This window comes from Rhodoplanes sp. Z2-YC6860 (genome assembly GCF_001579845.1).
In the GTDB taxonomy this organism is placed as follows: Bacteria; Pseudomonadota; Alphaproteobacteria; order Rhizobiales; family Xanthobacteraceae; genus Z2-YC6860.
The window spans coordinates 5,518,385-5,532,028 of record NZ_CP007440.1 but is presented as its reverse complement, the minus strand read 5'-3'; the positions used below and the strand labels follow the sequence as shown (position 1 = coordinate 5,532,028).

Annotated in this window: 12 protein-coding genes; 6 read left to right on the top strand and 6 right to left on the bottom strand. The window is 62.6% G+C overall.

The annotated features are described in order from the left end of the window. Window positions 1-159: 159 nt before the first annotated feature. On the top strand, window positions 160-663 hold the full coding sequence (locus tag RHPLAN_RS26075; protein ID WP_068024171.1) for an SLOG cluster 4 domain-containing protein: 504 nt from the start codon (window positions 160-162) through the stop codon (window positions 661-663). Here RHPLAN_RS26075 and RHPLAN_RS26070 read toward each other — a convergent pair. The 3 genes from RHPLAN_RS26070 to RHPLAN_RS26065 all read right to left on the bottom strand — a co-directional run bounded on the left by RHPLAN_RS26070 (window position 660) and on the right by RHPLAN_RS26065 (window position 3,839). Next, the gene (locus RHPLAN_RS26070; RefSeq protein WP_068024168.1) at window positions 660-2,267 is read right to left on the bottom strand and encodes an N-acyl-D-amino-acid deacylase family protein; all 1,608 of its coding nucleotides are present in this window, start codon (window positions 2,265-2,267) and stop codon (window positions 660-662) included. The two genes, RHPLAN_RS26075 and RHPLAN_RS26070, sit on opposite strands and share 4 nt — an antisense overlap. Window positions 2,268-2,708: 441 nt before the next feature. Further along, the gene (locus RHPLAN_RS39685) at window positions 2,709-2,879 is read right to left on the bottom strand and encodes a hypothetical protein (RefSeq protein ID WP_157100491.1); all 171 of its coding nucleotides are present in this window, start codon (window positions 2,877-2,879) and stop codon (window positions 2,709-2,711) included. A 780-nt stretch (window positions 2,880-3,659) separates the two neighbouring features. Further along, complete coding sequence (locus tag RHPLAN_RS26065; RefSeq protein ID WP_068024165.1) at window positions 3,660-3,839, bottom strand: hypothetical protein; 180 nt, start codon at window positions 3,837-3,839, stop codon at window positions 3,660-3,662. Between the two features lie 645 nt (window positions 3,840-4,484). Here RHPLAN_RS26065 and RHPLAN_RS38565 point away from each other — a divergent pair. Then, window positions 4,485-4,685, top strand: coding sequence for a hypothetical protein (locus RHPLAN_RS38565; RefSeq protein ID WP_084245557.1), 201 nt, complete (start codon window positions 4,485-4,487; stop codon window positions 4,683-4,685). Between the two features lie 411 nt (window positions 4,686-5,096). Here the strand turns inward: RHPLAN_RS38565 and RHPLAN_RS26060 are convergent, their stop codons facing one another. Further along, window positions 5,097-5,507, bottom strand: a complete 411-nt coding sequence (locus RHPLAN_RS26060; RefSeq protein ID WP_157100490.1) for a hypothetical protein — start codon at window positions 5,505-5,507, stop codon at window positions 5,097-5,099. A gap of 437 nt (window positions 5,508-5,944) precedes the next feature. Here RHPLAN_RS26060 and RHPLAN_RS26055 point away from each other — a divergent pair, with 437 nt between their 5' ends. Then, a complete protein-coding gene (locus RHPLAN_RS26055) occupies window positions 5,945-6,415 on the top strand; it encodes a hypothetical protein (protein WP_068024158.1) in 471 nt (156 codons plus the stop codon). 114 nt (window positions 6,416-6,529) lie between these two features. Here RHPLAN_RS26055 and RHPLAN_RS39680 read toward each other — a convergent pair whose 3' ends face one another. Further along, window positions 6,530-7,441, bottom strand: a complete 912-nt coding sequence (locus tag RHPLAN_RS39680; protein ID WP_068024155.1) for a hypothetical protein — start codon at window positions 7,439-7,441, stop codon at window positions 6,530-6,532. Window positions 7,442-7,952: 511 nt separating this feature from the next. Between RHPLAN_RS39680 and RHPLAN_RS26045 the strand changes: the two genes are divergently transcribed. Further along, window positions 7,953-8,795: a hypothetical protein gene (locus tag RHPLAN_RS26045; protein WP_068024153.1), complete on the top strand. Its 843-nt coding sequence runs from the start codon at window positions 7,953-7,955 to the stop codon at window positions 8,793-8,795. 25 nt (window positions 8,796-8,820) lie between these two features. On the opposite strand, the gene RHPLAN_RS26040 is transcribed toward RHPLAN_RS26045, so the two are convergent. Further along, the gene (locus RHPLAN_RS26040; RefSeq protein ID WP_068024150.1) at window positions 8,821-9,012 is read right to left on the bottom strand and encodes a hypothetical protein; all 192 of its coding nucleotides are present in this window, start codon (window positions 9,010-9,012) and stop codon (window positions 8,821-8,823) included. Between the two features lie 600 nt (window positions 9,013-9,612). Between RHPLAN_RS26040 and recA the strand changes: the two genes are divergently transcribed. Both recA and alaS read left to right on the top strand, forming a co-directional pair. Then, window positions 9,613-10,695, top strand: a complete 1,083-nt coding sequence (gene recA, locus RHPLAN_RS26030) for a recombinase RecA (protein WP_068024144.1) — start codon at window positions 9,613-9,615, stop codon at window positions 10,693-10,695. A 256-nt stretch (window positions 10,696-10,951) separates the two neighbouring features. Next, window positions 10,952-13,606 (top strand): alanine--tRNA ligase, encoded by a 2,655-nt coding sequence (alaS, locus tag RHPLAN_RS26025; RefSeq protein WP_068024141.1) that lies wholly within the window; start codon window positions 10,952-10,954, stop codon window positions 13,604-13,606. The last annotated feature ends 38 nt before the right edge of the window (window positions 13,607-13,644 follow it).

Below are 13,644 nucleotides of genomic sequence, written 5' to 3'. Positions count from 1 at the left end.
TCCTGAGGCGCGAGCGCAGCGAGCCCCGAAGGATGCGGCCCCAGATTTTGGGGCCGTCTCCTTCGAGGCCCGCCTTCGGCGGGCGCCTCAGGATGACGGGGAGGGAGAGCCCGAGTGGCTTTTGCATCCCGCCGCAGCGCTAAAAAAGGGGAGAGGCCGATGGCACGTCGTCCTGTGATCGGGGTGATGGGAGCGGGCGATGGTCCCCGCCCGCAAGATTTGGTCATGGCGCGTGAGCTCGGCGCGGCGGTGGCGCGCGAGGGCTGGGTGTTGCTGAGCGGCGGCCGCGATATTGGCATCATGGATGCGGTCAACCAGGGCGCGCGCGCCGCCGGCGGCCTGACCATCGGCGTGCTGCGGGCGAGCGATACCAAGGGCGTCTCGGATGCCGTGGATATCGCCATTGTCACCGGCATGGGCAGCGCGCGCAACGCGATCAACGTGCTGTCGAGCGATGTGGTGATCGCATGCGGTGTCGGCGGCACTGGCACGGCGTCGGAGATCGCGCTGGCGCTGCAATCGAAAAAGCCGGTGGTCCTGCTCAACGACAGCGAGGACAGCCGCCGCTACTTTTCCCGCATCGGCGGCGCACTGGTGAGCGTGGCCGATACGGTGGAGGCTGCCATCGCGCGGGCGCGCGATCTTCTGGCGGCAGCGCGCTAGAGCACCGCGCCGCTTGCATCCCGCCGCAGCACCCGGCCCGGCAGCGCTTCGGTGTGCTTTGCATCTTCCACGACCGGCACGCCGTTGACGAGCACCGTCGTTCGCGTGCCGCTCGGAAACTGATGCGGGTCGGCATAAGTCGCGCGGTCGCGGAAGTCGGCCGGATCGAAGATCGCCACGTCGGCGCGATAGCCTTGCTTCAGCAGCCCGCGGTCCTTGAGCTTCAACGCCCGCGCGGTGGCGCCCGTCATCTTGTGGATCGCAAGCTCGAGTGGCAGCGCGCCGCGCTCGCGCACATAATGATGCAGGATGCGCGGGAAGGTGCCGTAGAAGCGCGGATGCGGCATGCCTTTGCCGACCTGGCCATAGGGCGCGACGCAGTTGCCGTCAGAGCCGACCAGCGCCGCGGGCGAGGCGACGATATGCTCGATGTCGTCCTCGGAGATCGACGTCACCAGCACGCGCGTCGCGCCCTGGTCGTCGACCAGATAGTCGGCGAGTGTGTCGACCGGGTCCTGCTTGCGCTCGTTGGCGATCGAAAGAAGCGTGCGGCCGGCGAACTGCGGCAGATGCGGCGAGATCGAGATCTGCACGCAGTCCCATGACGGGATGCGGCCCCAGTTGTTGAGGCCATCGCGCTCGATATCGGCGCGAATGCGCGCCCGCGTCTCTGTCTGCTTCAGCCGGGCGATCATCGCCTCGACGCCGCCGGCCTGCACCCATTGCGGCAGCAGATTCTTCAGCGGGTTGGAGCCCGCCGCATACGGATAGGCATCGCAGTCGACATCGAGCCCGCGCGCGCGGGCGTCTGCGATCATCGTCAGCGCCGTCTCGGCCTTGCCCCAGTTGTCGGTGCCCGAGCATTTGAAATGCACGATCTCGACGTGGACGCCGCACTTGTCGGCCACATCGATGGCTTCCTCGACGGATTCGAGCACCTGGTTCGACTCGTCGCGCAGATGCGTGAAGTAGGCGGCATTGTATTTCTTCAAGAGCCGGCCGAAGGCGTGCATCTCGTCCGGCCGCGTGTACGATCCCGGCGGCGTGAACAGGCCCGACGACATGCCGAGCGCGCCGGCCTTCAAGCCGTCTTCGAGCAGCGCCAGCATCGCATCGAGTTCGGCTGCGGTCGGCGCGCGATCCGCCATGCCCATCGCCATCAGGCGCAGCGTGTTGTGGCCGACCAGCATGCCGGCGTTCACGGATGTGGCCGGGAACGTGTCGAGATATTGCGGAAACGTCAGCTCGCGGAACGGCGTCCACGGCGCCGACGGCGAAAGATAGTCCTTGAGCAGCTCGACCTTGCCGGCAAGGCACGGCGCGACCGAGAAGCCGCAATGGCCGATGATCTCGGTGGTGACGCCCTGGCGCACCTTGCTCTCGGCCTTGGGATTGATCGGCAGCGTGAAGTCGGAATGCGTCTTGATGTCGATGAAGCCCGGCGCGACCGCGAGGCCTTCCGCATCGATGGTCTTGCGCGCGGGCTCCGCGATCGTTGCGCCGATCGCCGCGATCCGCCCGTTGTCGATGGCGACGTCGCCACGAACGCCCGCGGCGCCGCTGCCGTCGAACAGAAGTCCGCCGCGGATCAGGATGTCGTGCACGCCAACACTCGCTTCGGTTCGAACGATGGATTGAGAGGAGAGGGGATGGATAGCGCCCGCACCGTAGCGAAGCGCCGGCCGAATTCAATCATCGGGGCCGCTTCCAGGCACGATCGTTCGGAGCTCACACAGGTGCGCTCTATATCCCCGTCATCCTGAGGCGCGAGTGAGCCATCAGCGCGTTTACGCGCGTCTTTCGAGGCTCGGGCTAGGGCGCGTCGAAGACGCGCGTAAACGCGCTTGCAGGCCGGGCACCCTGCGCCCGTTAGGATTTGCGCAGCCCTGTTTCTTGGCAATGATTTCAGAAAGCTCTGCTACGCCAGCATCCATGGGTCGGTGCATGCGAAGCGCCTCTGCCTGACCGCAAGGATCTCCCGACGGCTGGTGACAGCCGGCGGGAGTTTTCCTTTGGTTTCGCGGCGGGCCGCCGGCCGGCCGTGCTCACTGCGGCGGCTGGGCGTCATCCTCCAGAACCTCGGCGATCCGTTCCCAGGTTTTCGCCATGTTTTCAATGATGAGCCGGTGCGCCACATGGCCGGCGGCCGCAGCGAGTTCAAGACACTCGGCGGCCTTGTCCTTGGCGACGGTGTGCGTGAGGTGGGGCTTCTCCAAAGGGGCCTCCCGGATTGCCCGCAATAACGTGTGTCAATCGACATAGTTCAGCCCCGATGCGCCAAAAGCTTCGGTGCGCTGCAAAAAAACCGCGGAAGAGGGACGTGGCCGAACGCTGTGTCGGCAGCCCGGCGCTGCTCGCAAACCAAAAAGGCCGCCGTGCGGGAGGCCTTTCGCTCGATCGGTCTTTTCGCTCTCGCAGTCCCTGGGGTCGGCGGCGGTTGAAGGAAAACCAGAAGCGCCTCAGGCAAGCGGTCGTCAGCGGCGATCGTGCGGGCAACGGACGATGAGCGATCGACGGTCGTCAGCGGCGCGCGATATCGAATATCCGAGCTAAGGCATCGGATGATTCGGACGTTCTGCTTTCTCCTGGGACGCGGGCTTCTTCTTCTTCTTCAACAACCGAACGCGCAAGTCGTATTGCTCGGCAAGCTCTTCCCATATCGCGCGATGCTTTTCCGATGTCGCGGCTCTCGACCGCGCGCGGCAATCTTCGGCGCGGCGCATCAAAGGCGCGATAATGCATTCTTCCCGCATTTTGTCGTCCCCTGCCGCAGCTCTGTTCGAGCGCGAGGGGTGATTTCAACGGGATTGTCCGAGCCTTGTCGCTGTCGCGAATCGACGCGGCCGCAAGGCTGCTTGTGAAGCTCTATCAATAAGCTGCGGCTATCGCTTAATTACAGATGAAAATCGTTAGTTGCATCGCGATACGATGGAGCTGAAACGAACAAGCCCCGCCGAAGCGGGGCTTGGGTATTGGCCTGGGAAACCAATACGCGGTTACTTCGCGCCCATCGGGTTGATGGCGTCCGTGAAGAACTTGGTGCGCTGCGCGTCGCTCGCGTCGACGTTCACCACGGCCGGCGCAGCCTTCGCCTTCCGCTTGTGCTTGGCCGCATCGGCGGTCGTGCTTACGGCCGCGACCAGCAGCATGGACAGAATCAGTGTGAGTTTTTTCATTTCTCAGCCCCTAGCAGTCAGAAAGTTGTCGCCCACCGAATAGGACGATAGTCAATAATTCAGGACTGCGAAAGATTGTCACAGGGCTGCCAACGGTATTTTTTTACGGAAGATGGCTGGAAATACGTGCGCTTGACGAAATTTTATGTTCCTGATAAGTTCTGATTTGCCTCGTTCGTTGAGGGCGTCATCTAGAGACGTCTATTTGGCGGAGCGGGGTGTGGCGCCTGCAGGCGTGGCCCGTAACCACGTCCCAGGGTGTGGGGTCATTGTCCGTCCCCGATGAGGGGGCCGCCTTCAGTGGCAGGGCGCGGTCGGGTGAAAGCGGGCGCAAATGCCCCCTGGAGCATGGTGGGTGAAAGCCCAGCCGGTCCGATCGAATCTCGAACGGTGGCCTCGCAATAAATCGCCACAGTGGAGCGCCGGGAGGCGAGCGGACCTGATCGCAAAGGTCCGCGGGCGCCCTCGCAAAGCGCCCAGATATCTGCGCCGTCTCGGCGCTCCGCTCCCTCAATCTGTGAGGGTAAGGAAAAAGAGAGAGGCGCTGGCCCCGTGCCTGATCTGAAGGGGCCGATGGCGCACGTCTGCAGGCCGGAAACGGACTGACCAATTCGAACACTGACCCATTCGAACGAGGAGCGCACGATGTCTGCATCAGAAGTGCCCTGGTACATCAGCCTGATCGTGTCGTGGCTGCCATTTTTAATGCTGATAGGAATCGGCTGGTATATCGGGCGGCAGCTTCGGCGCTGTCTGGTCACCAGGGACGGCCGTTCGCTGGCGGATGTGTGCGCCGAACTCACCGTCGAATTGAAACGCGCGAACGACCGCTCAAATTCGAAATAGGGTACGAGCGTCAGCGAGTGCTTTGGCTGCTCAAGGTCGTTTCGATCTGATCTTCAAAAAAAGCGAAGTGATCTGCACCATAAAAAAAGACGCCGGTCAGGAATGGGCAATGACCGACGTCCCGTAAAGTTAGCGCTGGTTTTTGGATGGTGCAGCGCAGGTGCAACCTATCCACGAGTGCCGAGCTCTGTATGTCAGGGTGGGCCCTACAACCCTGACTATCGGTCTCGAAAGATACAATCGCGTCCAAACCGGCACTGGTTCGGGAGGTCTCTGCCAGAACAGAGCGGGAAATTTAGAATCCAAAATAGTTGCGTTTCATCGTGCGTGGTTTGTCCCGGCGATGTCAGCGACGGGAAATGAAAGAGGCCGCCAACGGGGCGGCCTCTAAGCTTCCTAGCGTTGCATCGTTCAGTAGCGTCCGCAGTACCGGCGGAGCGAAAGCGGCGTTTGGCTGCCCATGCTGCAGTAGTACTGGATTTCACGCTGGGAGAGCCGGCGCCCTTGATAGTAGTAGTCGTCATCGTCGTCGCGCTGGTAGCCCCCGCGATAACCTCCGCCGCAGTAGGGCCTGACGCTGGCAGGAGTCTGACTGCCTTGACTGCAGTAGTAGTCGATCTCTTCCTGGCTCAACTGGCGTCGTGGACGGTAGCCGGTGAGCGCTCCGCCGCGACCTCGGCAGTATGGCCTCACGCTTGCGGGGGTCTGCGATCCCATGTTGCAATAGTATTCAAGGTCGCGTGCGCTGTATTGAGCGTTGGCCTCGGATGTGATGCCGCACCAGGCGGCGAAAACAAACGCCAGCGCAATGACAAATTTCATCGTGGTCGCCCTCATGAATTCAGTCTCCGATTGGTATTGGAGATTACCGGGAGCCAGATGAACAAGAGCCGAATGTTCCATGCGGCGAAGCGGCTGAATTCAAGTCAGGCCACCACGACATTGCGGCTAACAGGGGCGAAACGGGCCAGTACCAAGTTTCTGGTACTGGCCGAATTAGGCCACTCGCAGATCCAAAGTAGGCCACTAACTTAGGGCGCTAACCCAAGCTCGCCGTTAGAAATTTTGCCGTGGATGGATTGGGGTTCTGCGGACTCTAGTTCCAGCGAATCGCTTATCTAGATCGACCCCGGAGCGCTTCCGGCACTCCGGGGCCTATTCAACCGCTGGCGAGCAGCGGGAATTAGTCCGCACAACGTATTGTTACGATTCGTTACAGAACTTCAACGCCGCTCGCCCGACCATCAACAGGAGCCGCCATGGCTGGGCGCTACAAGGTCATGTTGTTGCGTGTCGCGTTTCAGTACGAAATTGAGAAAACAGCGAGTGCTATTCCTCGGATCGTGACGGCCGTGAAACGGTGGTGCCGGCCGGCAATGCACAGCAAGAGAATGGTCGGGTTTGTGATCCTGACGGAAGAAACGTCCGAACAACTAATGGACCGTTTGAGGCCGACGCTTGAAAGCATTACGGCCATCGAAAACTACTGGTGCCACACCATCCTCAACGACGTTGTTGGCCGCGAGCGAAACATGGACCCGCTCACTTTCTACGTGGGGGAGGCTTGGCAGGAATTGAGGAAGCGGAATGATCCGAAATACGTGCGCAAGCCTGAGCGGGCGGAAACGCTCGTCGTAGGGTACATGAAGGATTTCGATAGCCGCACAGCGGTCAAGATGGGCATCAAAGGCCGCCGTATGTGGCAGAAACCTGAGAGCGCGGATCGCTAATAATACAGCCGACATCTCGCCCCTCAAGGTTGTGAGGGGCGAGATTGACTCCTTTTCCTCGCATTGACAATCGACTCAAAAGAGTCCGGGGCATCGATTCGATTCGTGGTTGTGTTAGTCGAAGAGGTCGCCCTGAATTACACGGAACTGCCGCCGCCGATCCGCAGGGGTAACCTTCGGCGAGATCGGCTGCGTTGCTAGTGCGGCCGCGACCAACTCGCCAATCGACCACACGCGATCCGCAAGGCCCAATGCCATCGCGGGCGTCATCTTGTGGGCTTCATGCACGCGGCAGAAATTGTAGTGCATGACGTACAGCGAGATCGCGGAGCAGTGATTCTCCAGCCGCTTCGAAAAGCCGTTGCTGAGGCGCGAGAACCGCTTTGAAGACATGCGCAGCGTCAGGTTGCTGCGCTCCACGTAGCTGGTGCTGATGTTGGCGGGGAGGCCGCTTACTACCTCGCGCTCTACTGCGATTACCTCAGCGGGGCTGTAGCGTCGCGCGGCCTCTTTTACCGCGAGGTTCGTTACGCTGTAGGTCTTTACGATCACGCCATGCGAGACGCGGCCCGCGAACACGTCGCGGATCGCGTTCTTGTAGGGCAGGAAACCGTCAGTCGAAATCTCTGGAGCGCCAATCACGCGCTCGCGCAGATCGTGGACGAACTCCAGCGTGTTCTCAGTGTCGCGCTTGCCGGTGCGGTAGGCGATGATCGCGCGGGCTGCAGAGGCCAAGCCAACGAAAGTGTATTGGTCGCCCGCCACCATGGCGTCGGGCTGGTTCGGTTTGACGCGCTTCTGCTTGCGACCGACGTAGGACCACAGTTCATCCAGCTCCAGGCGGGACACGCGCAGGCCGGTCATCTTGCCGTCGTGCAGGGCGGCGCAGCCGAGCCCGACCTTGAGAGCCAGGTCGCCGATGGTGCCGCGGTTGACGCCGGTGATGCGGGAGACAGCTCGGATGCCAAGGCCGTCGCAAAGCGCAGCGATGACTTCAATTTGCTTATCGAGGGGAAGGACGTTCATGGGCTCAATCCATGATGTGGATTGGCCCGAAGCCTGACTCTAGAAAAACAGCGTGGAATCCGCTATATTCGCCAGATGGGTCACTTGCTTCGGGGCTCAATCCCGGGGTTTTTGATCCGGTCCGGCACCCCTTGCAGGGGGTGTCGGACCACTAAGTCGCTACCAGTTCAGGGCGTCGGATTCGGACCGACATTTCCGCTGGGGTAAGCAGGGCGTCCTACCGTTAGACGAGCCCTGAGAACTTGAAGCCGATTGCGAGGCCGCTTTTCCCTGGTTTTACCCCCTGGGAAGGCGGCCTCTCCCTTTTCCTCGCCCCCTTTGCTCGGCTAGCGCGCCGGGGGCTCCAACCCTCCTAGTCATAGGCAATCCTCATCCGATATGAGGACGGTAATGCGGATTTAGGATACGGTCAAGTCACTTTTCACATTCCGCGAATTATTTTGTTGACGTGATGCGGCAGCAGGCGTACTTACCTCCCGGACGGTTCTTCAAGATGGACGGAGGCTTTCAAATGGCAGGCGAGAACAGTGCCTCTGCGGAGGCCACGAAACTGAACACCAGCGAAGAAGGTGCAACTAAGCAACGTTCGACAATTGCGTTTCCATATGCGCCGCTGGGCGACACGATTGAGCTTGCCGAAGCAATTCACGGCAATGTTGGCTTAGGCGAATGCGACGATGATCAGCTCGCCGTCTGGACCAAGCAGAGCCCAAAAAGCAGCGGCTTCCGGGTGCAGATTGCATCGGCGCGCTTATTTGGTCTGATCACCAGCCCCGCAGGCGGGAAGTACCGGCTGGCAGATTTGGGAAGCGCCATCGTTGATCCGAACCAAACGCGCGAAGCGCGAGCAAATGCGTTTCTGAACGTGCCGCTGTATCGTGCGATCTTTGACAAATATCGCGGCGGGGTGCTGCCGGGACAGGCCGCAGCGATGGAGCGCGAGATCGTCGCGCTTGGCGTGTCCGACAAAGTGAAGGATCGGGCGCGACAAGTTTTCGAGCGCTCGGCGGAACAAGCGGGCTTCTTCGCCCACGGACGCAATCGCCTTGTCATGCCCGGCTTTGCCGCTCGACAGGCGGACGCTGCACCACCCCCGCCGCCACCGGCGGATGAGCCACAAGACGAAAAGAAAAAAGGCGGCAACGGCGGCGGCTTCGATGGGCACGATCCACTTATCATCGGCCTCTTTCAAAAGCTTCCCGAGCCCGAAGCGGATTGGCCGGTTGCTGCTCGCCTCAAGTGGCTACAGACCGCGGCGAATATCTTTGATCTGCTTTACAAAGGCGACGGGGGCGGGATTTCGATGAGCGCCGCTCGCGCTGAGCGCTCACCTCGACCGCAGCACGACGATTAGAAAGAGGCCGCCAACTGAGGCGGCCTCAATGCACACTCTCACTTGCATCTTCCAAATTGTGAGTCTGCTCTGCCGGGGTTCTCTTGTCCTCAGCGAAGGCGAGAACAAGCCAAGCCTCGGCGATGGTCATCAGAATTTGGCGCGATTCCGGCCTCATCTTATCGGCCATGTCCATGCAATCTTTGGCGCGCTTCCTGAACTCGGACGCAGTGGTCATGACGCACCTCACACCGAAGACGTACCGACGATGTGCAGGCTAGGCGCGCTAGACCCTAGAGGCTGTCCCGTTTTGCTCGTTTTCCCGAGAATGAGTCCGCGTCTGTTCGGTTAGCTTACGTGCTGGTCTTCCGTTCCACTGCCCGGATATTGTGTGGCTGGCTTTTGCATGCCGTCCGCTTCGTCGGCCAGCCTCAGGTATGACTCAGCGAGCTTCCCAAGCTCCCGGCGTTCCGCAGGATCGGCAGTCTGTTCGGCTCGCTCCAAAACCCGCAGCGCTCGCATCCGAAACCCGTTCCCGTCTGGCATTTTCGCCCCGTTGTCTTTTTACATACACATCGGGGAATGCGTTGATCGCGCTAACGTTCCGGGAACCGGGCGCGGAAGGCGACAAATCGCACAAGATTCAAAACAGGCCACTGCATGATTCAAAATAGGCCACTAGGGGTCGAAACAGGCCAGTACCAAGTTTCTGAAAAGAACATATTGCGAACATAGAACAAACAGTGTACGCTGGCTCCTCAATCAAACACGGGCGCATTACCCGGGAGGGGTGCCCGTTTGTGAGACCTCCGAATCCCGGTCATAAGGAGCGACGACAATGGCCCCGGCCGCTTTGCGCGTAGTTGAAGGTGCTTCCATGGATAAATCGAAGGCGCTGGACGCCGCGCTGTCCCAGATCGAGCGGAATTTCGGCAAGGGCTCGATCATGAAGCTCGGCAAGGGCGCCAATAAGCTCGAGATCGAGACCATTTCCACAGGTTCTTTGGGGCTCGATATCGCGCTCGGCGTCGGCGGTCTGCCGCGCGGCCGGGTGGTCGAAATCTATGGGCCGGAATCCTCCGGCAAGACCACGCTCGCTTTGCACACCGTTGCCGAGGCCCAGAAGAAGGGCGGCATTTGCGCCTTCATCGACGCGGAGCACGCGCTCGACCCGGTCTATGCGCGCAAGCTCGGCGTCAATGTCGACGACCTCCTGATCTCGCAGCCCGACCACGGCGAGCAGGCGCTGGAGATCGCCGACACGCTGGTCCGTTCGGGTGCGATCGACGTGCTGGTGGTGGACTCGGTTGCGGCGCTGGTGCCGCGCGCCGAGCTCGAAGGCGAGATGGGCGACGCGCTGCCGGGCCTGCAGGCGCGTTTGATGTCTCAGGCGCTGCGCAAGCTCACCGCCTCGATCAACAAGTCCCACACCATGGTCATCTTCATCAACCAGATCCGCATGAAGATCGGCGTGATGTACGGCTCGCCGGAAACCACCACCGGCGGCAATGCGCTGAAGTTCTACGCGTCCGTGCGCCTCGACATCCGCCGCATCGGCTCGATCAAGGACCGCGACGAGGTGGTCGGCAACCAGACCCGCGTCAAGGTGGTCAAGAACAAGCTCGCCCCTCCGTTCAAGCAGGTCGAGTTCGACATCATGTACGGCGAGGGCGTGTCGAAGACCGGCGAGCTGATCGACTTCGGCGTCAAGGCCGGCGTGGTCGAGAAGTCCGGCGCCTGGTTCTCCTATGACAGCCAGCGCATCGGTCAGGGCCGCGAGAACGCCAAGACCTTCCTCAAGGAGAATCCGGAGATGGCGGCCCAGATCGAGGCCGCGATCCGGCAGAACTCCGGCCTGATCTCCGACCAGATCACCAACAAGGAAGAGGGCGACGATGACGACGAGGCCGCGGAGGCCTGATCGGCCCGCGGCATCGCTTCTGGAAACGCTTGAGTGAGTTGCGCTCCCGGCCGACGTCGGGGGCGCTTTTCTTTCTGGAAAACCGCGGGGCTGGAAACCTGAGAATGCCACGCTTTTCGGTGCGGCCCACCGAAACGGCCCCGCAACCCGGGGCTTTCCAGCCCGTTCCTGGACAGTCCGAGACCCCGCCGCTACATATCCCCTTGAAACATCAAGGGCCGCCACGTTCGGCCGTGACAAGGATCAGGTCGGCCGAATGAGCGGCGTCAACGATATCCGCAAGGGCTTCATCGACTACTTCGCCAAGAACGGCCACGAGCCCGTGCCGTCGTCGCCGCTCGTGCCGCGCAACGACCCGACTCTGATGTTCACCAATGCCGGCATGGTGCAGTTCAAGAACGTCTTCACCGGGCTCGAGAAACGCCCCTACCAGCGGGCGGTCACGGCGCAGAAATGCGTGCGTGCCGGCGGCAAGCACAACGACCTCGACAATGTCGGCTACACGGCGCGCCACCACACGTTCTTCGAGATGCTCGGCAACTTCTCGTTCGGCGACTACTTCAAGGACCGCGCCATTGAGCTCGCCTGGAACCTGATCACGAAAGAGTTCGGCCTGCCGAAGGACAAGCTCACCGCGACCGTCTACATCGACGACGACGAGGCGTTCGGGCTCTGGAAGAAGATCTCGGGGCTGCCCGAGTCCCGCATCATCCGGATCGCCGGCGCCGACAACTTCTGGCAGATGGGCGACACCGGCCCCTGCGGTCCGTGCTCGGAAATCTTCTACGACCACGGCGACAAGATCCCTGGCGGCCCCCCGGGCTCGCCCGACGCCGATGGCGACCGCTTCATCGAGATCTGGAACCTGGTGTTCATGCAGTATGAGCAGCAGGCCGGCGGGCAGCGCTCGAACCTGCCGCGGCCCTCGATCGACACCGGCATGGGGCTCGAGCGCATCGCCGCGGTCTTGCAGGGCACCCACGACAACTACGCGATCGATCTGTTCCGCGCGCTGATCGGCACCATCGCCGAGCTGACGAAAGTCTCGCCCGACGGCGCGCAGAAGGCGTCGCACCGGGTCATCGCCGATCATCTCCGCGCCTCGGCCTTCCTGATCGCCGACGGCGTGCTGCCGTCGAACGAGGGCCGCGGCTACGTGCTCCGTCGCATCATGCGGCGGGCCATGCGCCACGCCGAGCTGCTCGGCGCCCGCGAGCCGCTGATGTGGAGGCTCGTGCCGACGCTGACCCGCGAGATGGGCCAGGCCTATCCGGAGCTCACGCGCGCCGAGTCGCTGATCTCGGAAACGCTGAAGCTCGAGGAGACGCGCTTCCGCAAGACGCTGGAGCGCGGCCTTGCCATCCTCGACGACGAATCGAAGGCGCTGAAGCAAGGCGACAGCCTCAAGGGCGAGACCGCGTTTACGCTCTACGACACCTATGGCTTCCCGCTCGATCTGACACAGGACGCGCTCCGTCCGCGCGGCATCGGCGTCGACGTCACGGGCTTCAATGCCGCCATGGAGCAGCAGAAGGCCAAGGCGCGCGCGTCCTGGTCGGGCTCCGGCGAGGCCGCGGCCTCCACCGCCTGGTTCCCGATCCGCGAGAAGCTCGGCGCCACCGAGTTCCTGGGCTACGAGACCGAGACCGCCGAGGGCGTCGTCACGGCTCTCGTGCGCGACGGCAAAGAGGTCAATGAACTGAAGGCCGGCGAGACCGGCGTCGTGATCGTCAACCAGACGCCGTTCTACGGCGAGTCCGGCGGACAGTTGGGCGACACCGGAACGATGACCGCTGACGGCGTCCGCTTTGCGGTGAGCGACACGCAAAAAGAAGCCGGCGACTTGTTCGTGCATCACGGCAAGGTCGAGCAGGGCGCGCTCAAGGTCGGCATGGCGCTTGCGCTCAACGTCGATCACACGCGCCGCTCGGCGATCCGTCGCAACCATTCGGCGACGCATCTGCTGCACGAGGCGCTGCGCCAGGTGCTGGGCGATCACGTCGCGCAGAAGGGCTCGATGGTCGCGCCCGACCGGCTGCGCTTCGACTTCTCGCATCCCAAGCCCATGACCGCCGAAGAGATCGAGCGCGTCGAGGACATGGCGAACGACTACGTGCTGCAGAACTCGCCCGTCACCACGCGGCTGATGGCGCTAGACGACGCGCGCGCCTCCGGCGCCCGCGCGCTGTTCGGCGAGAAGTATGGCGACGAGGTCCGCGTCGTTGCGATGGGTGAGGGCTCCGGCAACACCCTGGGCTGGTCGGTGGAGCTTTGCGGCGGCACGCATGTGCGCCGCACCGGCGACATCGGGCTGATCTTCGGTCTGTCGGATTCGGGCGTCGCTGCGGGCGTGCGCCGTGTCGAGGCGCTCACCGGCACCGCGGCGCGCAAGTCGGCGCAGCATGCGGTCAATCTTGCCAAGCATGCATCGTCCGAGCTCAAGACCACGCTCGAAGACCTGCCGGCGCGCGTCGTGTCGCTGCTCGATGAGCGCAAGAAGCTCGAGCGCGATCTGTCGGATGCCAAGAAGAAGCTCGCGATGGGCGGCGGCGGCAAGGCATCGGGCGATGACGGCGTGCGCAGCATCGGCGACGTCAAGCTCTTGGCGCGTTCGGTGTCGGGCATCGACCTGAAGGACCTGCGCAGCCTTGCCGACGAGGGCAAGAAGCAGATCGGCTCCGGCGTGGTCGCGATCGTCGGCACCTCCGACGACGGCAAGGCCGGCGTCGTGGTCGGCGTCACGCAGGACCTCACCGCGCGCTTCAACGCGGTCGACCTGGTGAAGAAGGGCGCCGAGGCTCTGGGCGGCAAGGGCGGCGGCGGCCGTCCCGACATGGCCCAGGCCGGCGGCCCGGACGGCACCAAGGCCGACGCCGCGCTGCAGGCGATCGAAAGCGCGCTCGGGGCTTAACACCACGCCTTTTGGGAACTTTGCACGGCTTCCCGCTG